Raw genomic sequence first — 22,730 nt, forward strand, 5'->3', positions numbered from 1 at the left:
CCCGTGTGGTGACTGAGCGCAAAAATCAGACTCAGCAACGCACTTTTAGCCAATACGAAAATTAAGGAGTGACTTGGTTGTGAGTACTCGTTTTATGACAACTGCTGAAATACGTGAAGCATTTTTGCGCTACTTTGAATCGCAAGGACATACACGTGTCGCGTCAAGTTCACTTGTACCTGCCAATGACCCTACTCTGCTTTTTACCAACGCAGGGATGAACCAGTTTAAGGACTGTTTCCTTGGATTAGAAAAACGTGACTATGTTCGCGCAACGACGTCGCAAAAATGTGTCCGTGCAGGCGGTAAGCACAACGACTTAGATAATGTCGGTTATACAGCACGTCACCATACATTCTTTGAAATGTTAGGTAACTTCTCTTTTGGTGATTACTTTAAGCGTGACGCGATTCGTTTCGCTTGGGATTTCCTTACGGGTGAAGAATGGTTGGCACTACCTAAAGATAAATTATATGCCACTGTTTATCATACAGATGATGAAGCTTTTGACATTTGGAACAAGGAAATTGGCTTAGCTGCAGATCGTATTATCCGTATTGGTGACAATAAAGGCGAAAAATACGCTTCTGATAACTTTTGGGCAATGGGTGATACTGGTCCGTGTGGTCCTTGTTCTGAAATTTTCTTTGACCATGGCGATCATATTTGGGGTGGCTTACCGGGTACACCTGAGGAAGATGGTGACCGTTTCATTGAAATCTGGAACAACGTTTTCATGCAGTTTAACCGTACTGCTGATGGCGTACTGCATAATCTTCCTGCACCATCTGTAGATACAGGCATGGGCTTGGAACGTATTTCTGCTGTTTTACAGCATGTCAATTCAAACTATGAAATTGACCTGTTCCAATATTTATTAAAATCTGCTGCTGAAATTATTGGTGTTGATACATCTGAAGCGGTTGCAACTGCACAAGCAAACAATAAACCAATTGAATACCCTGCTTCACTTAAAGTAGTTGCAGACCATGCCCGTTCATGTTGCTTCCTGATCGCAGATGGCGTTAATCCTTCAAATGAAGGTCGTGGTTATGTATTGCGTCGTATTATCCGTCGTGCAGTACGTCACGGTAATAAAATGGGCGCAACGGGTACATTCTTCTACAAAATGTTACAACCATTAATCGATGCCATGGGCACTGCTTATCCTGAGCTTGAACAACGTCGTAATGTGATTGAAGCTGCTTTGGTTCGTGAAGAGGAATTATTTGCGAAAACGCTTGAACAAGGATTAAAACTGCTTGAAGGTGAATTAGCCAATCTTAAGGGTAAAACCATTCCAGGCGAAACAGTCTTTAAACTTTACGACACTTATGGCTTCCCTGCTGATTTAACTGCAGATATCGCACGTGAACGCGAACTGGAAATTGACGAAGCGGGTTTTGAAGTTGAAATGGCAGCACAACGCCAACGTGCACGTGATGCAGGCAAGTTTGCTGTTGACTATAATAGTATTGTGAAAGTAGATAGCGATACTCAATTTGATGGCTATGAAGCAACTCAAGGTCAAGGTCAAATTATTGCGATCTACAAAGATGGCGTACAAGTTGATGAAATTGCTGAAGGCGACGAAGCACTGATCGTATTGAACCAAACACCATTCTATGCAGAAAGCGGTGGTCAAATTGGTGATACAGGTGTGTTCAAAAACGATACGGGTATTTTTGAAGTTCAAGATACTAAAAAATCTGGCGGCGCGTTTGTCCACCAAGGCATCGTGACAATGGGAAGCTTAAAAGCGACTCAAAATGTTGAAGCAATTGTAAAAGCCGATCTTCGTGAAGCTACTGCACGCAACCACTCTGCAACTCACCTTTTACATGCCGCTTTACGTCAAGTATTGGGCGAGCACGTACAACAAAAAGGTTCGTTGGTCGCTTCTGACATTTTACGTTTTGATTTTGCCAATGACAAACCTGTGACATTTGAACAAATTCAACAGGTTGAACGTATTGTAAACCGTGAAGTGATTGCAAACACCGCCGTTTCTACTGAACTTTTAAACATCGATGCCGCTAAAGAAAAAGGCGCAATGATGTTGTTCGGTGAAAAATATGGTGATGAAGTTCGTGTACTTTCTATGGGCTCAATCAAAGATGAGAAAAATTTCTCTATCGAACTTTGTGGTGGTATCCATGTTAAACGCACTGGCGATATTGGTCTGTTTAAAATCACCTCTGAAAGTGGTGTTGCAGCAGGTGTTCGTCGTATTGAAGCTGTCACAGGTACCAAAGCGCTTGAAATTGTTCAAAAATTTGATGCAGACATTTTGCATATCAATGACTTATTAAAAGCACAGAAAGATCAAACAGTTGAAAAAGTTCAATCAACTCTAGAAACAGCACATCAATTGCAAAAACATATCGAGCAATTGAATCAAAAATTGGCGAACTTCCAAGCCTCTGATTTAATCAATCAAGTGACAGAGATTTCAGGTCGCCAAACACTTATTGCCACAGTTCAGGGACAAGATGCGAAGTCTGTTCGCCATCTTCATGACAGTGTCAAATCAAAATTAGATAATGCAGTGATTGTGCTTGCAGCTGTAGAGGGTGAAAAAGTTAGCCTTATCGCTTCTGTAGCTAAAGATTTTACTGCAAATCTAAAAGCGGGTGACATCATCAAACACTTAGCTACTGAGTTGGGTGGTAAAGGTGGTGGTAAACCTGACTTAGCACAAGGTGGCGCGCCACTAAACGAGAAGTTTGAACAAGTAATGGCAGATTTAACTGCTTGGCTTGCTCAAAAATAATACTTCACCTTTTGTGTAACTGACCCTAATGCCGATTAGGGTCATGGCTTATATGGAACAACTATGGCATTAATCGTTCAAAAATATGGCGGTACTTCTATGGGTACTCCCGAGCGCATTTTAAATGTTGCTCGTCGTGTAAAGCGTTGGCATGACCACGGCCACAAGGTCGTAGTGGTTGTATCCGCAATGAGTGGTGAAACAAACCGCTTATTGGCTTTAGCGAAAGCCATTACCGAAACCCCTGATCCTCGTGAACTAGACCAAATGGTTTCTACGGGTGAACAGGTAACGATTTCAATGTTAGCAATGGCGCTCAATTCAATTGGTGTTGAAGCTAAGTCACTCACAGGTCGCCAAGTTGGTATCAAAACTGACAGCGCGTTTACCAAAGCCCGTATCGAATCTATTGATACAGATGTGATGACAAATCATTTGGATGCAGGTCGTGTCATTGTTGTTGCAGGCTTCCAAGGTTTCGACATTGATGGTAATACAACAACTTTAGGCCGTGGCGGTTCTGATACTTCTGGTGTTGCACTTGCTGCGGCATTAAAAGCAGATGAATGTCAGATTTACACAGATGTGGATGGGGTTTATACCACTGATCCTCGTGTTGCACCTAAAGCGAAAAAAGTTGATCGTATTTCATTTGAAGAAATGCTTGAAATGGCATCTCTCGGTTCTAAAGTATTGCAGATTCGTTCTGTTGAATTTGCAGGAAAATACCAAGTGCCTTTACGCGTATTATCAAGTTTTGATAATGACAATGATGGCGCATTCGACGAAGATTTCAAAAACAATGTCGGAACACTAATCACTACTGAAGCGGAAGACAATATGGAACAGCCAATTATTTCTGGTATCGCATTTAACCGTGACGAAGCTAAATTAACAATTTTAGGTGTACCTGATGAACCAGGTATTGCGTCTAAAATCTTATCACCTATTGGTTCTGCAAACGTTGAAGTGGATATGATCATCCAAAACGTTGAAGAAGATGGTACTACTGACTTTACCTTTACAGTAAATCGTAGTGAGCTTAAAAAAGCCAAAGCAATCTTAGAAGAAACTGCTACAGCGATTGGTGCACGTGAAGTTGCTACACGTGATGATATTGTCAAAGTTTCGATTGTCGGTGTAGGTATGCGTTCTCATGCAGGTGTTGCAAGTAAAATGTTTACTGCACTTGCAGATGAAGGTATCAATATCTTAATGATCTCAACTTCGGAAATTAAAATTTCTGTGATTATTGAAGAAAATTACTTAGAACTTGCTGTTCGTTCACTACACACAGCTTTCGGTTTAGATCGTGAACATGGCGAATCGAGTGCGCGTGCGTAATTTTTGATCAAATATAGCAAGTTATTCGCTGTTTTGACCAAGAAAAAATCAGAGCCACTATAGTGTTTTCTATAGTGGCTCTGTTATATTAGTTTTGAGGTTTTAGAGAAATTTCAATAGAGCTATGTGAAAATGAAAAACTTGTCACATTATTCTGTTAAAATTATCGGTGCTATTTAAAGTTGTGTTTTCTATTTTTTAGAAATTCATCGCAGGTTTAGCGTTTAAGCAAGGAGATAAACATGCTGATTCTGACCCGCCGTGTCGGAGAAACTTTGATGATTGGGGATCAAGTCAGTGTTACTGTGCTTGGTGTTAAAGGCAACCAAGTTCGTATTGGTGTAAATGCCCCAAAAGAAGTTTCTGTACATCGCGAAGAAATTTATCAACGTATTCAACATGAGCGTGCTATGCACGAGCATTTGCAACATATTGATCAAGATTATCAACCTTCTTTTGAAGATGATAATTCGCAAAACACCTATAATCGTTAAGATTATAGTGGTTTTGGAAACTAAAGCGGCTTTTAAGCCGCTTTAAATTTTTATTGATCAGTAAAAAACATCATCCGTTTTATTCAAGACCCAGTGCTTTTTTGACTGGCGAATAGCTACGGCGATGCTGATCAATCACCCCATGCTCAGCAATGGCTTCAAAGTGTGCTTTGGTTGGATAGCCTTTATGTTTTGCAAAACCAAATTGTGGATATTGCTTGTCTAACTCAACCATTTCATGATCACGTGTTACTTTGGCTAAAATACTTGCCGCACTGATCTCAGCATGTAGAGCATCCCCTCCTACGACCGCATCACAGCTCATGCTTAAGCCTTTAGGAACTTTATTTCCATCCACAAGCACATGTTCAGGTATGGTTTTAAGGGTCTCTACTGCACGTCTCATTGCCAATAATGAAGCTTGCAAGATATTCAGCTCATCAATTTCTTGATGTGTTGCTTCAGCAATTGCCCAAGCAATCGCTTTTTCTTGAATTTCAACAAACAACTTTTCACGTTTTTTTTCAGTTAATTTTTTAGAGTCATTTAACCCTTGAATTGGATTGTTTGGATCTAAAATAACAGCAGCTGCAACCACAGAGCCAACCAAAGGACCTCGTCCTGCTTCATCTACACCAGCAACTAACATTTTCTTTCCTATCATAAAAGAAGCTCAATAGATTTTATCTGAGTTCTTACATCATCACCTTGAGATGATGACAGATTTTAGACCTTTTTCTTTCTACATAAATTCAATGGACTGAGCAAAATTTAAAATACTTTGCTTAGAGTGAATGACTTAATTTTAAGAAAAGAGCATCAACCCTAAGACCATGAATTTATTAAAATACAAAAATCTATATCAATAAATTCATATATCTTTGGTTTTAATGCAATTATTTCATTGCTTCAGCAATACATGCATTGATTGTTTTTGTCACAACGTTTGAAACAATCGTTGCACGTGCTTGAGGGTCTAAAGCAGCCGTTGCCAAATCTACAGTACTGACACTTTGTGGTGCTTTTTCACTGACACAACCACAAATTTCACTTTGTACATTGTTTTTCTGATCTGTAGTCATGACTTTTGTTGCAGTCTTCCAAGCAGGTAAATTATTCAGTTCAGTTGTACATTTCGCATTTATCGCGATTTTAAGCGCAACACCCCCTAACTGCTGAGTTGTTGACGCTGCTACAGCACCTGTTGGGTCATTGGTCGCGCAAGCCGTTAGACCTAAAGCGATTAAAGCAAGCAAGACAACACGATTTTTCACAATTTTTTCCTTTTTATGAGATAAAGCTAGGGTATTTTGCCTAAACTTATACTTGTATTAAACTAATTATTTCAATAATCAACTCATTAGATGCTAAATGGATAAATATTTCACAATTATTGCTTTAAGCGTTGCAAATTTAAAACAATACGTTGAGTTTTTAGAAATGATTTCTTTAAATAAAATCCATATCATAAGCACTAAATTAAACTGGAATCTGTGTCATGCAACAAAAATCACAATACTATACAAGGACAGCACAATGGTTGCATTGGATTATGGCAATCATCTTTATTACCGCTTGGGTCATTGGTTTTTATAGTGGCAATTTTTTAAGCTATGATGTCGATGGGCCGTTTAAAGGTGATGTCATCACCTTACATAAAAATATTGCATCGGTAATTATCTTTTTAGTCATTATCCGTATCTTTTGGCGATATACCCACCCTGTGCCTGAACTACCTGAAACAATGTCACCATTAATGAAAACTTTGGCTCATTTAGGACATTTAGGTTTATATTTCATGTTATTGGCATTGCCAATCACTGGATGTTTATTTAGCTGGAGTGCTGGTCATCCCGTGCCTGTACTGTACTTATTTGAGATTCCAAGACTTGTACAAGATAATCCCGATTTAACAGCGATTGTGAAACCTTTACATATTTATATTTCATGGGCTGCTGGTCTACTTCTTGTCGGACATGTTCTCGCTGCGCTCAAACATCACTTTATTGATAAAGACAATGTGTTGAAAAGTATGACACGACAAGGCTAGTCAAATACAAATTAAAAGCACATCAAACGGTGTGCTTTTTTATATTTTTATTATGTTTTAAATTCTAGATCTTTACTTTAATGCTTCTTTTGCACAACCTTTTAAACTATTTATCACCGCCTGTTGAATCAACTTATTTTTTGTAGCTTCATTAAAAGTTGCCATAACCAGCTGTTTAGCAGGGATATCATTCAAAGCATTCTCACTGACACAGCCACAAACTTTTTGCTGTGCATGTTGCTGCTGTGTAGCAGTCCATAAAAATGAAGATGCTTGCCAAATTTTTGAAGCTTTCAATTCACTGGCGCACTGCTGTTCGATTAATGGTTTTAACATTTTATGCGTAATCGTTTCTGTACTTGAGTCTGCACATGCAACAGTCACAGGTAAAATAATGAATAAGGTTAAACTTGTTGTTAAAAATTTCATTCAATTTTCCTTATGAAAAAAAGCAGTGTTCACACACTGCTTTTATAGGCTTAAAGAATATAGCTTGATTTAAGCCAATTGATCAATTTGATTGTTCCATTTTTGCTTTTCTTCATTTGAAATAAATGACGCTTCAAATGAATTTTTTGCCAATTGCTTTAACTCTGTATTGGAAAGATCTAGTGCTTCAGCAATCGAAATAAAATTATCATTCATATAGCCACCGAAATAAGATGGGTCATCTGAATTAACAGTCACATGCACTCCTTTTTGCAATAAACGATGAATATTATGTTGTGCCATATTATCCACCACACACAATTTTAAATTGCTCAGTGGGCAAACAGTCAAAGGCATCTTTTCTGCAATTAAACGTTGCATCAGGGCTGGGTCTTCTTCTGAACGTACCCCGTGATCAATACGGTTTACTTTTAATAAATCTAAAGCTTCCCATACATATTCAGCAGGACCTTCTTCTCCCGCATGCGCAACCACCAAGAAACCCTCTTTACGTGCTTGAGCAAAAACTCGTTCAAACTTAGCTGGTGGATGTCCAACTTCGCTTGAATCTAAGCCTACAGCAATAATTTGATCTTTATAAGGCAAGGCTTGCTTTAATGTTTCAAATGCTGCTTCTTCACTTAAGTGACGTAGGAAACACATGATTAAATGAGAGCTTATACCCAACTTTGTTTGGGCATCATCACACGCGCGCTGTAAACCATTGATTACCGTTTCAAATGCTACACCACGGTCGGTATGTGTTTGCGGATCAAAGAACATTTCAGTATGTACAACTTTATCTTCAGCACATTTTTCAAAATATGCCCAAGCTAAATCATAAAAGTCTTGTTCATTGATCAGTACATTTGCACCTGCATAATAAATATCAAGGAAAGACTGTAGGTTATGAAAGTTATATGCTTGTTTGACTTCTTCTACAGATTTATATGGGATATCAATTTGATTACGTTGAGCTATCGCAAACATCAGCTCAGGCTCAAACGTGCCTTCGATATGTACATGGAGTTCTGCCTTAGGTAAGGCACGAATAAGTTCTAATCTATTCACGTTTTTCCTCAAACTTATTAAATTAAATTTCAATCATCCAAATCGCTTGGATTCATTTCAATCTGATTAAAACAAAAAAGGGTGCAAACTTGAGTTTACACCCTTTCCTTATTTAAATTTATTAACCACCAAATGCAACGAATTTAATCACCCAGAGCACAGCAATGATCCAAACCATATATGGAACAGTTTTGGCTTTACCTGTAAATAATTTAACCAATGCATAACTGATAAAGCCCATTGCAATACCGTCTGCAATTGAATAAGCAAATGGCATAAATACAATGGTTAAAAATGCTGGAACTGCTTCGGTAATATCATCCCATTCAATATTGATGATGCCTTGAATCATCAGCACTCCAACAAATAATAATGCTGGAGCGGTCGCAAATCCAGGAACAGATTGAGCCAGTGGCGCTAAAAATAAACACGCTAAAAATAAAATACCAACAACAACTGCAGTTAAACCTGTACGACCGCCTGCAGCAACACCCGCAGATGACTCAATATAAGGTGTTGTTGATGATGTACCCAAAGCAGCACCAGCAACAATTGCAGTTGAATCAGCAAACAGCGCTTTTTTCAAACGTGGTAATTTACCATCTTTCAATAAACCCGCACGATGTGAAACCCCGACCAATGTTCCGGTTGAGTCAAATAAATCAACCAAGAAGAATACGAAAATCACGCCTACCAAACTTACTGTAAATAAGTTTTCAAAATTCATTTGCATGAAAGTAGGTGCAATAGAAGGAATCGAACCAACAACTCCTTTAAATTCGTTCAAACCTAAAGCTGTTGCAATACCAGTGATCGCTAAAATACTGATAATAATTGCGCCACGAATTTTATAGTGGTGCATAATCACAATCAGGAAAAAACCCAATAAAGTCAGTAAAACTGTAGGTTGCTTTAAATCACCCAAACCCACCAAAGTTGCTTGATTTGCAACAATAATGCCTGAATTTTTCAATGCAACCAGTGCAAGGAATAATCCAATACCACCACCGATTGCAAATTTCAATGACATTGGAATTGCATTGACAATGGCTTCACGGATTTTAAACATGCTAATTGCGATGAAAACGAGTCCGGAAACAAATACAGCAGCCAAAGCGGTTTGCCATTCAACGCCCATACCTAAACAAACGGAATAAGTAAAATAAGCATTCAGCCCCATACCCGGTGCAAGTGCAATCGGATAGTTTGCAACCACCCCCATGACCAAACAACCAATCGCAGCGGCCAAACACGTTGCCACAAATACGGCGCCATGATCCATACCTGTTTCTGAAAGAATCAATGGGTTAACAATAATGATGTAACACATCGTTAAAAATGTCGTTAAACCTGCCAGTATTTCGGTTCTAAACGTTGTTTTATTTTCGCTCAGTTTAAATAAGCGTTCGAGCAAACCCGCTGAAGGATTTGGATTCGTCATTGTTGAGCCCCTGTTAAGTTTGAGCTATTCGTTGATAAAATCGAGTTCATTTAAAAAAATGCTAAATGCCTTCAATTTAGGCCATAATTCAGCATTCAATAAACATACCAAAATGACATTTCCGATAAAAAACTTGAATTAAAAAAGCTGCAGATTAGCAGCTTTCATTTTCTAGAAGGTTTAACGGTCGTTATCGATTACATATTACAAATTATAACATACAGTTTAAATAATTTTATCAATCTGACTCTTTTAGTCATCCAATTCATGTGAACTCAGAAGTTTAGTGCTTTAAGGATATACAGCACTTAAATCAAATCACGGTATTACTTACTTTTAGATGATTGTGATTATTAGGATTAGACTCAATTTTCCGAATGGTTAAATTCGCATCTTTAATAATATTTTGCATTTCTTCATATTTTCTTTGTTGAGAATCCACATAAGAGAAATAGCCTAGAAATATCACACTACTTAACACGAAAAAAGTTACAAGCTTTACCATTTCAAAATCAGATCGAGGTATAAATTCCCACAATTATACACACAAATGTGACATAAATAACATTTTAACAATAAAATTGTTTAATTAATCACTAATCTAAACTTGCACTTTCATAGTGCATACAAAACGTTGAATTGAGTCATACATATAAAGTACTGCTAATTATCAAAATTGTGATTTAAAACATCGAATTAAATAACAATATGAAAAAACACAATAGCCCTATTCGGTGCACTCGCTAGCTAAAATATTGTTTTAGCAAAATACGCATTGTTCTCACATGAAGCACAACAACCTTTTTATAAAATGATCATTCTCATTGCTTAAATCGAATTCAATAATAATCTTTGAAAGCATAAAATAGTCACCAATAAGGGTTTTCACACTTTAGATTACACACCTTAAAAATAACACAAGATATTGAATTAATTAAATTTAAGTTATAAATCCAGTGGTTTAATTGCTTTTTAGAACCTTAACTTATATTACCACCTAAGGCGGCAATCAGTTGAGCTGTGTTTTTTAACTGTAATTGCTTAAGTTGTAAAGTTGCCTGTTCTGCCTGTAATCTTAAATTCTGTGCAGTGATGACTTCTAAATAGCTGACTAAGCCTGCATTATAACGTCGAGTCACGACTTGTTCATTTTCCAAAGCAATCTTAAACAATTCAAATTGTTCAGATTGTTGTTGTTTAAAACTGGATGACTGAATAAGTGCGTCCTCTACCTCTTTCCAACCCGTTAAAACAGCCTGTCTATAAGCCGCTGCTTTTTCAGTATAACTCGCTTGTGCTTGTGCAATCTCAGCCTTACGTTTTCCACCATCAAATATCAATGCCGTTGTTTGTAATCCAGTCGACCACAAGTACTGTGGTGCTTGAAACAGTTGACTCAATACGAGACTATTTAATTCACCCGTTAGGCCAATACTGAGATCGGGTAACCATGCTGTTTGAGCCAAGCCCAATTGGGCATGTGTTGCAGCCAATTCACGTTCAGCACGTATCACATCAGGACGCTGGATAAGCATCCGACTTGGTAGCTGACTTGGTAATATTGGAACTTGAAAGTACTGTTTTTGTTTGGGCAATTGAAATTGAGCAACCGTTTTACCTTGTACCACAGCTAAAATATTTTCTTGTAAATCACGTTCTCGTTGGGTTTCTATCTGCTGGATTTGCACTTGCTTGAGTTGTGTTTCAGCCTGTATCACATCCGCTCGCGCGCTCATCCCGGCAACATATTGGTTATTTAAAATTTTGACGGAACGTTGATAGCTGTGTTGAGTTTGTTGTAAAACATCCAACTGCGCATCCAGTACTCGGATATTCCAATAGGTTTCTGTGCCCAATAATTGCTGATTAAGTTTAACTGCGGCTAAGTCAGCCTGTGAAGCATCTAAATTTGCTTGTTGCCCTTCAATCGCTTTGGCGACTCTGCCCCATAAATCAGGAATCCAACTGACTTGAACACCCGCCGTAAATCGGTTGTTTGGTGTACTACTTTTTTTTCCACTACGTTGCGCAGAATCATTTAACTTTAAACTTGGCAAACGGTTTGCGTGTTGCTGCTCAAGTAAGGCATTGGCTTGTTGATATCGTGCTTCTGCCTGTTTCAGACTCAAATTTTCTTGATTCAATTGTTGCATCAATTGACTGAGAATAGGATCTTGAAAGATTTCCCACCAAGTGTTGGCATTGACTTCTATGTTTGAGGTTTTTTTCCAATTTAAAACAGCATATTTATAATGATCATCCGTTTGAAGGATAGGCACTTTATATTCAGGCGGATGCAACACAACAGTAGAATTGCATGCAGTTAACATCAATAGAACACTAAGGCACATGACATTTTTAACGATTAAACTCTGCATTATATTTTCCTATTTACCTTAATAAAGTGCGTATTTACTTTTAAATTTCAAACAAGATTCAGCACATTTTTCCAACACCAAATACAAGACTGGCGTTGTATACAACGTCAATAATTGACCCAAAGCTAAACCACCCACAATGACAACACCTAGAGGCTGACGTAGCTCTGCCCCTTCTCCCCAGCTAAGTGCCAGTGGAATTGCACCCAGCAACGCTGCGGTATTAGTCATCAGAATTGGACGAAAACGAAGTGCTGCGGCAGACAAAATAGCCTGATATGCAGTCTTGCCTGCTCTTCTTTCCAATAAAGTAAAATCAATTAAAAGAATGGCATTTTTTACAACAATTCCAATCAATAAAAACATGCCCAAGAGTGCAATTAAGGTAAATTGGAAATTAAATAACCATAAGGTTAGCAAAGCCCCCAAAGCCACAGCGGGTACTGTCGATAAAATCGTCAATGGATGAACCAGACTTTCATAGGTAACCCCGAGAACAATATAAATAAGTAAGATCACCACACAGACAAGTAAAGGGGTCGATAAACCAGTCTGCAAACTTTCTGCCTCTACATCTTTATCTGTCATGATAAAAATTTCATTGGGTAACATGACTTCGGGTAAAACACTCCGAATAGCTACATCCGCTTGTTCATAGCTATAGCCTTGTTTAACCACATAACCAATCCCCATTGCGGCATATTGGTTGCGTCGATAAACCCGATCATTGGTGATGCCATAAGACCATGTGGCAAAATTACTCAGAGGCACTGCAATACCTTGTTGATTTGGAATACGTACATTTGCCAGCGCTTCTGGGTGTTCAGTAAAGTGTTTATCAACTTCCATCACCACATAAAACTGTTGGGTTTGATCATAAATAGTCGAAATTTGGCGCTGCGAAAATGAGTTATTGAGTACGCTTGAAATATTGTCTATATCCACCCCCAAACGACGTGCAGCTTCACGGTCAATGTCTAAAGTCACATGCTGAGCACCTTCATCGCCCATGGTTTCAACTTCTTCTAACTCTGGAAGTTTCTGCATTGCCTGAGCGACTTTAGGCACCCACTGACGTAATAACGCAACATTATCAGATTGCAGTAACAACAAATAATCTTGCCCACTTCCACTTGAAAATGGATCATCTAATTCTAGTTCCTGTTTGACTTGTGCAGAGAAAATCGCACCTGCCAACCATGGGGCATTTTTTTTAATTCTGTCTACAATTTCATGTGAAGATTTGCCATCTCGCTCTGCTTTAGATTTTAAACTCACCATTAAAAATGAATTGGTGATTCCGCCAGCACCACCAGACGTACCAATCACATCTTTGACTGCGGGATCCTTTAATACACTTTCACTAAAGGTGGCGATTTTGGGTTGCATAATTTGAAAGGAGAAGCCATCATCCCCTCGAATAAAAGCTTCAACCCGTCCGGTATCTTGCTCAGGTAATACACGTTTGGGTAATGTTTGATACACATATACAGAGGCAGCAATTGCACCGCCCCATAGCAAAATGACCAAATAACCGTGTTTAATCATCCATTTTAGTGAATACAAATAGAGCCGACTCAAACCTTGCATACAGCGATGGCTATAGCGATACAAAGCCTGATGTTGATAACGCTCCAATGGTTTTAAACAGCGTGAGGATAAACTTGGCGTAAGGACCAGAGAGACAAATACAGATAGAATAATGATAAAAATCAAGGTTAAAGAAAATTCTCTAAACAGTCTCTCGATTACACCACCCATAAATAGCACGGAAATAAAGATCACTACCAAAGCTAAATTCATTGCTAACAAGGTCAAACCGACTTCTTGAATACCCTTTAAGGCAGCTTGTACAGGTTGTTCACCCTGTTCTATATGGCGTTCAATATTTTCCAAAACCACAATTGCATCATCAACTACAAGTCCAATCGCAACAATGACTGCCATAATTGACAAGTTATTCAGTGAAAATCCCGCGAGATAAACCAAACTGCATGCGCCAATCAAAGTCACAACCAAGGCAATACTTGGAACAAGAGCACTTTGCAGACGACCTAACATCAGAGCGACCACAATAATCACCAAAAGCATGGAAAATAATAAAGTATCTCTTGCCTCATTTAAGCCTGCCCGAATAATTTCCGATCCATCCATCACTGTGGTCAGTTGTGAATCTGCTGGAATTAATGTGCTTAACTCAGGTAGTTTTTCTTTGATCTTTTCGATTGTGGCAACGGTGTTTGCATTGGGCTGACGGCTGATTTTAATAATCACCGCTGGTTTGCCATTGTGGAAACCACTTACATATCGGTTTTCGACAGAATCCTGTACCTCAGCCACATCTTTTAAACGAACAACTGTCTGACCATTTTGATGCACGATCAAATTGGCAAAATCATCCGCTTTTTTTAAATGATTTGGAAGCTCAACTTGCCAACGTAACTGTTCAGTCTCAATTACCCCTAAGGCTTGTACTGTATTACTTTTTACAATCGCTTCACGAACTTGCTCCAAAGACACCCCTTGTGAAATCAAGGCATTTGGATTGAGTTGAATTCACACAGCTGGCATAGATGCCCCGTCAATGACAACTTCACCAACCCCATTAATTTGCGCAAGATTTGGCTGGAGCTGATTGCTGGCAATTTCATAGAGTTTGCCCGCAGAAAGATGTTCCGAACTCAATGCCAAATAAAAAATTGGACTCTGGCTTGGATTGATCTTGAAATATTCAGGGGGGCTTGGCATTCCAGAAGGCAACTGTGACATCGCAACATTGATTGCAGCTTGGACCTCTCTGGCGGCTTCATTGATGTCAGTCTTTAAATCAAAATGCAAAACCACTTGGGTTGCGCTTTGATTACTTGAAGAATTAATCGCTTTTACCCCTGAAACGCCCATCATGGCACGCTCTAACGGCGTCGCCACAGTGGCAGACATGCTTTCAGGACTTGCACCCGGTAAACTTGCTCGCACCACAATCGTTGGAATATCTGCCTGTGGTAAAGCGGCTACAGGTAAGCGAAAATAGGCCAATATACCCAATAATACAATTGCGATCCCAAGTAAAATACTGGCAACAGGTCGATGAATAAAGGTCGAGAGAAAGGTCAAAACTCTCTCCTTGTCGTATCATGATCTGGGGGGAAATCATCTACAGTTAAATCTGAATTGGTGTGTTGTAATGAATATTGCAGACGATCAAAAAACAAATAAACTACTGGTGTGGTAAATAACGTGAGGACTTGACTTAAAATCAGACCACCCACCATGACGACCCCGAGAGGCTGACGTAATTCTGCGCCTGAACCTGACGCAAGCATCAATGGGATTGCCCCAACCAGCGCCGCGAGTGTGGTCATTAAAATTGGGCGAAAACGCATCAATGCGGCTTGATAAATCGCTTGCTGTGGTGACAATCCTTCATGACGTTGTGCAGCCAAAGCAAAATCCACCATCATGATGCCATTTTTCTTGACCAGACCAATCAATAAAATGATCCCAATCAAGGCAATCATGTCCAATGGCCGATTGACCAAAAACAATGCCAACAAAGCACCAATTGCAGCAGAAGGCAAAGTAGAAAGAATAGTTATCGGATGAATAAAACTTTCGTACAGAATGCCTAACACAATGTACATGGTCACTATTGCTGCAATCACCAACCAGAAAGTATGTTGTTGTGAGTTCTCATAAGCAGCGGCTGCACCTTGTAGTTTCACCTTTACTTCTGTTGGTAGATTTAGACGCTGTTGTACGCGATCAATCGCTTTGATCGCATCCCCGAGCGCGACCCCTGATGCAAGATTAAAAGATACCCCACTGGCTGGAAATTGTGATTGCTGTTGCAGAATAATAGGCACGCGTTTTTGCACAATATTGGCAACAGAACTGAGTAATATCGGCTCTCCACTTTTATTATGAATATAGGTTTGCCCTAGAGCATCTATACCTTGAGTGAATGTTGGGTCAAGTTCCAAAACAATACGATATTGATTGGATTGCGTGTATAAAGTCGCAATCTGGCGCTGCGCAAATAAATTTTGTAAAGCTAAACTGATATCTTCAATGTTTAAACCTAAACGTGCTGCGGCATCTCGATTGACATCAATAAATGCCTGTAAGCCTTGCCCACCGTCTTCACTGGTCACCTCTGCAAATTCAGGTTGTTGCCGTAAAGCATCAACAAATACAGGAGTCCATTGTGCTAAATCTGTCGTTTTAGCAGCGCTTATACTGAGTTGATATTGAGTTCGACTGATTTTATCTTCAATGCTCAGCTCTTGTACGGGTTGCATCCAACCTTGAATCCCTTTAACTTGAGCGAACTGTTCTCGTAGACGTGCCATGATCTGATCTACACGGTCTCTTTCAGCATGCGGCTTCAAATTAATTAAAATACGCCCATTACTTAGTTTTGGGTTATTGGTATCTATACCGATAAATGAAGACAAACTTTCCACAGCAGGATCTTTTAGGATCTGACCTGCAAGTGCTTGTTGACGCTCACTCATAGCGTGGAATGAAATATCATCGGGTGCTTGAGTGACCACTTGTATGACACCGCTGTCCTGTACAGGGAAAAAACCTTTTGGAATCATCCAATACAACAGCCCAGCTAAAATGACGGTACTCAACATCACCGAAAGTGTCAGCACTTGATGTCGAAAAACCCACTGTAAAGCTTTACCATAATACTGAATAACGCGATCTAGACTCCAGCGACTGTGTGAACTTGAATGTTTGGTACTTTTTAATAAATATGCACACATCATCGGGGTCAATGTGAGTGACACCACCAATGAAATTGCGATTGCAGCTGCTAAAGTGACAGCAAATTCGTGGAACAGTCTTCCAACAACATCGCCCATAAACAGTAATGGGATTAATACAGCAATTAGAGAAATCGTCAGGGAAATCAAAGTAAAAGCTATTTCCTTAGACCCTTTGAGTGCTGCTTGTAATAAACTTTCTCCTGCCTCACGATGTCGTGCAATATTTTCCAACATCACAATTGCGTCATCGACTACAAATCCTGTCGCAATGGTGAGCGCCATTAAGGTCAAATTGTTGACCGAGAAGCCTAAAAAATACATCACAACAAAGGTACCAACAATCGACAGTGGCACTGCAATACTTGGAATTACGGTTGCAGATAAATTTCTTAAAAAGAGAAAAGTGACCATCACCACCAAACATACGGCAAAAACCAATTCTTTTTGCACATCATCAATGGAACTACGAATACTCTCTGTTCGATCTGTTAACACCCGAATTTCGACATTTTCAGGCAGATTCTTTTGTAGTTCAGGCAATATCTGTTTAATCTGATCTGCAACTTGAATCACATTGGCATTTGGTTGACGCTGCACATTGACTAAGATTGCAGATTGACTATCTGCCCATGCAGCCATATAGCGGTCTTCACTACCTTCGATGACTTTTGCCACATCTTTCAGACGTATCGGAGCACCATTGTTCCAGCGTAAGATTAAATTTTCATAATCTGCAATCGAACGAATCTGATCATTGGCATCCAACATTGTGGTGCGATATGGACCATCAAAGCTTCCTTTGGGTTGATTCGCATTGGCAGAATTAATTGCGGAGCGTACATCCTCAGCACTCATTTTATAAGCAGCAAGTGCCATAGCATTCATTTGCACGCGTATTGCTGGACGTTGCCCCCCTGCAAGGCTCACCATCCCGACACCTGAAAGCTGAGAAAGCTTTTGTGCAACTCGGGTATCCACCATGTCGTAGACAGTGGTTAAAGGTAAAGTTTCTGAGCTGATGGCAAGGGTAATCACAGGAACATCAGCAGGATTTACTTTACGGTAAACCGGTGGTGCTGGTAGATCATTGGGTAATTTACTGCTGGCGGTACTGAGTGCTGACTGTACTTCTTGTTCAACGACACCAAGCTCTGCGCTCAGTTCAAACTGCAAGGTAATGACGGATGCCCCCACTGAACTACTGGAAGACATTTGTTTTAAACCCGCAATTTTGCCCATTTCTCGTTCGAGTGGTGCGGTGATTGTACGTTGTACTGTATCGGGATTGGCGCCAGGTTGAAAAGTATAGACTTGAATAATTGGATAATCGACCTGTGGCAAAGCAGAGACAGGTAACAATCGCCAAACCAAGAAGCCACTTAACAATAGTGCTAACATCAATAATGTGGTTGCGACTGGACGTAAAATAAAGAACCGTGAAATATTCATGATTTATCCAGCAGTTGGCTTGGCCGTAGAAATTGGCTGTTGATTCTCTACAACAATTTGAACTTCTTTGCCTTCCGAAAGACGATCAATTCCTTCAAGTACGACCTTTTCGCTACCCTTTAATCCGTCTAAAACTTCAATTTGACCATTCGAGGTCATGCCCAGTTTTAGCATCCGAATTTCGGCTTTGTTTTGCGGATTGATGATATAAACATAGCTGCCTTTTGCGCCATGTTGTACAGCATCATTAGGGATGCTGAGTGCATTTTGAATGGTTTGAGTATTTAAATGCACATTGACAAACTGATTTGGAAATAAAACATCATCATAATTATCAAAAATTGCTTTTATTTTTAAAGTCCCTGTACTGACATCAATCTGGTTATCTATTGCTTGTACATGGCCCAGCGCAAGTTGTTTTTGTTCTGTTTTATCCCAAGCACTTACCAGCACCTTGTCTCCCTTTTTTAAGGATTGACGCAGGTTTGCTAAGTAGTTTTCTGCCACGGCAAATTGCACAAAAATTGGATGAACTTGAGCAATACTAACTAAACCAGCACTTTCATTGGCTTGAATCAGGTTACCAGCATCTTTTTGTCTAAATCCAACCCGCCCATCAATAGGTGAATAAATTTTAGTATAAGACAACTGTAGTTTTGCGGCATCCACTTGCGCCTTGTTCGCTTGTATCTGTCCTTTGAGTTGATTGACCAGAGCGAGTTGTTGTTCTACTTGTTGTTTCGCAATTGAATCTTGTTTAAACAATAATTGATAACGTTTCAACTCTGTTTCAGCATTTTGCAATTGTGCTAAGTTCTGTTGTCGTGTTCCTTCTGCCTGTGCAAGCACGACTTGGAATGGTGCGGGATCAATTTGTGCAAGGAGCTGACCCTTTTTTACGGTTTGCCCTTCTTTAAAATAAATCTGCTGTAAAACCCCAGAAACCTGACTTTGTACATTCACAATATGTGTAGGAATGACTGTACCAATTGCTTTGATGTCAACCTGTAAATCTTGTCGTTGTACTGGCACAGTTCGCACGGGTACAGGTTTACTCCATTGGCTATATTCCTCTGCGGGTTTGGATGAGGTTTTTTTCCAATAGAAGCCTGCTAGTCCGAAAATAATCAGCAGCATAAATCCAATTAAATATTTAAATTTACGGCCAATAAAACTTTTTTTGAGGTTTACATTTACAGATGGCTTACTCATAAGAACTCTTATTCATACATTCGTAGAACGATCAAAATTTACAATTACGAACCAAATAAAGTGAAATCTCACATTTATTAATTATTCATCTCATTAATAATTAAGGTGAAAGAAGGTTCAAAACAACTCAATTATTCATGTTGCATTTTGTAAGTTTTATTATTGCATTTAATAATCATTATCACTATCATTATTTTCAACACTTTCCCCACCTTAGCATAACTGTGTGTTGTTCGCTTATTAAACAGGCAAATCTAATGAATTTGAACGTACAAAAGCAACAGTGGTTTGATCATATTTATCAAGACCATCAAAATACTTTACTTCTGTGGTTCAAACATAAACTTCACAACCATCACCACTCCGAAGATCTAAGTCAGGAAGTTTTTTATCGTGCATTAAAAAGTAACTACAGTTTTGAAAATATTAAAGAACCCAAAGCATGGTTATTGGGGATTGCCAAACACGTGATTATTGATCATTGGCGCCATCAGCAAATCGAGCGCTTATATTTAGATGCATTAATACATACACCTCAGGATAGTCACCTATCTGTAGAACATGAAATATGTATTCAGGAAAGTTTATACCAAGTTCATCAAACGCTAGAAAAGCTCCCCGACCGGGTTGCACAGGTTTTTTTATTATCAAAGATGGAAGATATGACTTACCGATCTATCGGCGAAAAACTTAATATTTCTGAAGCCACCGTTAAACGAGATATTAAACAAGCTTTTCACGCCTGCTCTAGTATCTATAACACAACATTTAATTAATCATCATTTTTACTTATAAAAAAATTTAGTAAATGAAAATTAAATCTATAAATTCAATAAAGTATATTGCAATACTTACCCCAAACTTTTGAAATCCCTCTATTGATAAAACAAATAGTTAAAAAATATTTGTTCTTTTAACACTCTCTATCTTATTCACTCCTGTTATCTACTGTTGTTGCAACTAAATACATATCCAGTATTTAAATAATAAAAAAATGAGCTTTTTTTAAGACAAAAACGACTAAGTACATGAATATTACTCATACGAGAATCTAATGAAGGAACATCAAACTAAAGATGCTTTAGCGATTGCAATTCGTACAGCACTCTGGGGCGGATCTATTTTTTTAGTAAATGGATCTGTATTCTCAGCAGCGAGTACATCTGATGGTCAAGAACAAAATTCTACTCAGCTCCCTACCATCACTGTATCGGTCAATAATACAAATAGCCTTACAACCGAAGACACAGGTTTATATACCGCAAAAGCCACCACAGCATCAACAGGCTTAGCACTCAGCCTAAAAGAAACACCTCAATTGGTCAGTGTAATCTCACGCCAGCAAATGGAGGATCAAAACTTAACACAATTAACAGATGTCGTAACGCAAGCTGCTGGATTAACAATCAATCAAGGTGGAAATATTGGCTCAGATAACTCACCAATTTATGCACGAGGTCAAACTGTAGACAACTATTTATTAGATGGTGTGAAATTACTGAATTCATATTCCAGCATTTTTCAAAGTCAAGATACTGCACTTTTTGACAGAATTGAGATTGTTCGGGGTGCTAATGGTTTGATGACTGGTGCTGGTTCAGCCAGTGCTAGTATTAATATGGTTCGAAAAAAACCATTACAAGACTTTAAAGCTTCTATAAGCTCTAGTGCTGGATCGTGGGATACCTATAGAACAGATATCGATGTTTCATCACCACTGAATCAGTCTGGGAATATCCGTGGTCGTGCCGTACTAGCTTATCAAGATGGCGACTCTTATATAGACCGTTATGCGGAAGAACGTAAAGTTGCATATGGCGTACTTGAAGCTGATTTAACAGATCGAACCAAAGCAAGTCTTGGAATTAGCTATCAAAAAATTGATATTTCAGGCATTGCTCGTGGAGGTTTACCTTCATATTATACGGATGGTTCACTGATTGAATGGGCACGCTCTGATTCAGCAGCTGCAGGTTGGACGTATTCAGACCGATCAACGACTGGTTATTTTGCAGATATTGAACATAAATTTAACGATAACTGGAAAATCAAAGGGACGTTATCTCGAACTGAGACGTCGTCTGACGAAGTGGTCGGTTATGCATATAATAGTTCAGGAATAGATAAACAAACTGGAAAAGGTGCTTTAATTTATGCGACACGCTGGGATTATGAACCAACACAAAACTTATTTAATTTAACGCTGAATGGTTCTTTTAATCTATTCAATCAAACCCATGAAGTTGTTTTAGGTACAACCTATACCAAAAGTGAAAATCAACGTCCTACCTACTCGGGTTGGAATAATGGAATGTCTTGGAATGGAAAATTAGACAATATTTTCACTTGGGATGGTCATACACCAAGTCGACCTGAAACGATAATTGACGGCTGGTATAGTGGAAATGATAGTAGTCGTTCTATATTTGGTGCAGTTCGTTTAAAGCCATCAGACAAGGCAGCGATTATTTTAGGTACGCGCGTTGAAGACTGGAAACGTGTTGCTGTAAATCATGATAATGCTAAAAATACAACAGATATCAAAACTCATAAAGAGACTGGTGAAGTCATCCCGTATGTAGGGCTTAGCTATGATTTAACTGACAATTGGACAACATATGCCAGTTATACCAATATTTTTTCTCCTCAGGATAAAAAGACAGTTAAGGGAGATTATTTAGACCCACTTGTCGGCAACAGTACAGAAGTAGGCATTAAAGGTGAATTTTTCGATAATCAATTGAATATAGGTGCTGCTGTTTATCAAACTAAAGAAGATAATTTTGCAGTCGCTGTCCCTGAACAAGCAGATAACTCTCACATAGCTCCTGATGGATCTCAAGCATATACAGCAGAATCGGGAACAAAGAGCCGCGGTCTTGAAGTAGAAGCCACAGGAAAACTCAATGAGTTATGGCAAGTTTCAGGAAGTTTTACTCGAAATTTGTCGAAAAACAGTCAAGGTAATAGTATAAACACCAACATTCCAAATAATACTGCTAAATTATTTACCACCTATACTCTGCCTTACTTTGATAAGGCTCTGACAATAGGTGGCGGTCTACGTTGGCAAAGTGATATTTATTCAGATATAACCCTCCCTGTAAAGACTCGTTTTACCCAGAACAGTTACACTTTAGTTGATTTAATGGCACGTTATAAAATCAATGAAAATTTATTGCTGAATCTGAATATCAACAACCTGTTTAATGAAAAATATCATTTAGCGACAACCAATAGCTATTATGGTGCACCGACTAATTTTAGAGTGGGCTTAAAATACGAGTGGTAATACTAAAACCTATTTATAATTG

14 protein-coding genes and 1 pseudogene are annotated in these 22,730 nt (G+C 38.8%); 6 read left to right on the plus strand and 9 right to left on the minus strand.

Annotation, left to right across the window (positions count from 1 at the left end; genetic code table 11):
- The first annotated feature begins 79 nt into the window (after positions 1-79).
- From alaS to csrA, 3 genes are all read left to right on the plus strand, one after another.
- Entirely contained in the window at positions 80-2,773 is a 2,694-nt protein-coding gene (gene alaS / locus ACG916_RS05640; protein ID WP_419327382.1) for an alanine--tRNA ligase, read from the plus strand.
- 63 nt (positions 2,774-2,836) lie between these two features.
- A complete protein-coding gene (locus ACG916_RS05645) occupies positions 2,837-4,117 on the plus strand; it encodes an aspartate kinase (protein WP_336953142.1) in 1,281 nt (426 codons plus the stop codon).
- A gap of 242 nt (positions 4,118-4,359) precedes the next feature.
- The gene (csrA, locus tag ACG916_RS05650; protein WP_004721174.1) at positions 4,360-4,611 is read left to right on the plus strand and encodes a carbon storage regulator CsrA; all 252 of its coding nucleotides are present in this window, start codon (positions 4,360-4,362) and stop codon (positions 4,609-4,611) included.
- A 79-nt stretch (positions 4,612-4,690) separates the two neighbouring features.
- Here csrA and rnhB read toward each other — a convergent pair whose 3' ends face one another.
- Complete coding sequence (gene rnhB, locus ACG916_RS05655; RefSeq protein WP_419327381.1) at positions 4,691-5,260, minus strand: ribonuclease HII; 570 nt, start codon at positions 5,258-5,260, stop codon at positions 4,691-4,693.
- A gap of 247 nt (positions 5,261-5,507) precedes the next feature.
- On the minus strand, positions 5,508-5,885 hold the full coding sequence (locus tag ACG916_RS05660) for a hypothetical protein (protein ID WP_419327380.1): 378 nt from the start codon (positions 5,883-5,885) through the stop codon (positions 5,508-5,510).
- 224 nt (positions 5,886-6,109) lie between these two features.
- On the opposite strand from ACG916_RS05660, the gene ACG916_RS05665 reads away from it, so the two are divergent.
- The gene (locus ACG916_RS05665; protein ID WP_419330206.1) at positions 6,110-6,661 is read left to right on the plus strand and encodes a cytochrome b; all 552 of its coding nucleotides are present in this window, start codon (positions 6,110-6,112) and stop codon (positions 6,659-6,661) included.
- A 72-nt stretch (positions 6,662-6,733) separates the two neighbouring features.
- On the opposite strand, the gene ACG916_RS05670 is transcribed toward ACG916_RS05665, so the two are convergent.
- From ACG916_RS05670 to ACG916_RS05700, 7 genes and pseudogenes are all read right to left on the minus strand, one after another.
- Complete coding sequence (locus ACG916_RS05670; RefSeq protein WP_419327378.1) at positions 6,734-7,090, minus strand: hypothetical protein; 357 nt, start codon at positions 7,088-7,090, stop codon at positions 6,734-6,736.
- A gap of 69 nt (positions 7,091-7,159) precedes the next feature.
- Positions 7,160-8,161: an adenosine deaminase gene (locus ACG916_RS05675; protein WP_336953147.1), complete on the minus strand. Its 1,002-nt coding sequence runs from the start codon at positions 8,159-8,161 to the stop codon at positions 7,160-7,162.
- A 121-nt stretch (positions 8,162-8,282) separates the two neighbouring features.
- Positions 8,283-9,602 carry an NCS2 family permease gene (locus ACG916_RS05680; protein WP_004721188.1) on the minus strand — a complete coding sequence of 440 codons (1,320 nt, stop codon included), beginning with the start codon at positions 9,600-9,602 and terminating at the stop codon, positions 8,283-8,285.
- Positions 9,603-10,582: 980 nt separating this feature from the next.
- Positions 10,583-11,980, minus strand: a complete 1,398-nt coding sequence (locus tag ACG916_RS05685) for an efflux transporter outer membrane subunit (protein ID WP_419327376.1) — start codon at positions 11,978-11,980, stop codon at positions 10,583-10,585.
- A gap of 18 nt (positions 11,981-11,998) precedes the next feature.
- Positions 11,999-15,094, minus strand: a pseudogene (locus ACG916_RS05690) (efflux RND transporter permease subunit).
- Entirely contained in the window at positions 15,091-18,204 is a 3,114-nt protein-coding gene (locus tag ACG916_RS05695; RefSeq protein WP_419327374.1) for a multidrug efflux RND transporter permease subunit, read from the minus strand. The pseudogene ACG916_RS05690 and the gene ACG916_RS05695 overlap by 4 nt, the downstream one beginning before the upstream one ends.
- Positions 18,205-18,207: 3 nt before the next feature.
- A complete protein-coding gene (locus tag ACG916_RS05700) occupies positions 18,208-19,416 on the minus strand; it encodes an efflux RND transporter periplasmic adaptor subunit (RefSeq protein ID WP_419327373.1) in 1,209 nt (402 codons plus the stop codon).
- Positions 19,417-19,673: 257 nt separating this feature from the next.
- Here ACG916_RS05700 and ACG916_RS05705 point away from each other — a divergent pair, with 257 nt between their 5' ends.
- Together ACG916_RS05705 and ACG916_RS05710 are read left to right on the plus strand one after the other, a co-directional pair.
- Complete coding sequence (locus ACG916_RS05705) at positions 19,674-20,192, plus strand: RNA polymerase sigma factor (RefSeq protein WP_419327372.1); 519 nt, start codon at positions 19,674-19,676, stop codon at positions 20,190-20,192.
- Positions 20,193-20,470: 278 nt separating this feature from the next.
- Positions 20,471-22,708, plus strand: coding sequence for a TonB-dependent siderophore receptor (locus tag ACG916_RS05710; RefSeq protein ID WP_419327371.1), 2,238 nt, complete (start codon positions 20,471-20,473; stop codon positions 22,706-22,708).
- Positions 22,709-22,730: the final 22 nt, after the last annotated feature.

The organism is Acinetobacter legionensis, from assembly GCF_048552295.1.
GTDB lineage: Bacteria > Pseudomonadota > Gammaproteobacteria > Pseudomonadales > Moraxellaceae > Acinetobacter.